Consider the following 1,211-nt stretch of genomic DNA (forward strand, 5'->3'; position numbering starts at 1 on the left):
GCGGAGGTAAGACTTCGTGGAGGACCGAACCCACCAGGGTTGAAAACCTGGGGGATGACCTGTGGTTAGGGGTGAAAGGCCAATCAAACTCCGTGATAGCTGGTTCTCCCCGAAATGCATTTAGGTGCAGCGTCGTGTGTTTCTTGCCGGAGGTAGAGCACTGGATAGGCGATGGGCCCTACCGGGTTACTGACCTTAGCCAAACTCCGAATGCCGGTAAGTGAGAGCACGGCAGTGAGACTGTGGGGGATAAGCTCCATGGTCGAGAGGGAAACAGCCCAGAGCATCGACTAAGGCCCCTAAGCGTACGCTAAGTGGGAAAGGATGTGGAGTCGCACAGACAACCAGGAGGTTGGCTTAGAAGCAGCCACCCTTGAAAGAGTGCGTAATAGCTCACTGGTCTAGTGATTCCGCGCCGACAATGTAGCGGGGCTCAAGCGTACCGCCGAAGTCGTGTCATTGCAGCAATAGGGCCAACGCCCGCTGTGATGGGTAGGGGAGCGTCGTGTGCCGGGTGAAGCCGCGCCGGAAGGCAGTGGTGGACGGTTCACGAGTGAGAATGCAGGCATGAGTAGCGATACACACGTGAGAAACGTGTGCGCCGATTGACTAAGGGTTCCTGGGTCAAGCTGATCTGCCCAGGGTAAGTCGGGACCTAAGGCGAGGCCGACAGGCGTAGTCGATGGATAACCGGTTGATATTCCGGTACCCGCTGTGAAGCGTCAAACATCGAGCCCATTAATGCTAAGGCCGTGAAGCCGCCCTGATCTCTTCGGAGTTGAGGGGAGTGGTGGAGCCGCCGGCCCAAGATGGTAGTAGGTGAGTGATGGGGTGACGCAGGAAGGTAGTCCAGCCCGGGCGGTGGTTGTCCCGGGGTAAGGGTGTAGGCCGTGTGATAGGTAAATCCGTCACACATGGGGCTGAGACCTGATGCCGAGCCGATTGTGGTGAAGTGGATGATCCTATGCTGTCGAGAAAAGCCTCTAGCGAGTTTCATGGCGGCCCGTACCCTAAACCGACTCAGGTGGTCAGGTAGAGAATACCGAGGCGTTCGGGTGAACTATGGTTAAGGAACTCGGCAAAATGCCCCCGTAACTTCGGGAGAAGGGGGGCCATCACCGGTGACGGCACTTGCTGCCAGAGCTGGGGGTGGCCGCAGAGACCAGCGAGAAGCGACTGTTTACTAAAAACACAGGTCCGTGCGAAGCCGT

General features: G+C 57.6%; 1 rRNA gene. It reads left to right on the forward strand.

Annotated features, from left to right (window positions below):
* Window positions 1-1,211 (forward strand): 23S ribosomal RNA (locus IE265_RS38025); the annotation flags it as partial.

The organism is Streptomyces fructofermentans (genome assembly GCF_014651055.1).
Taxonomy (GTDB): domain Bacteria; phylum Actinomycetota; class Actinomycetes; order Streptomycetales; family Streptomycetaceae; genus Streptomyces; species Streptomyces fructofermentans.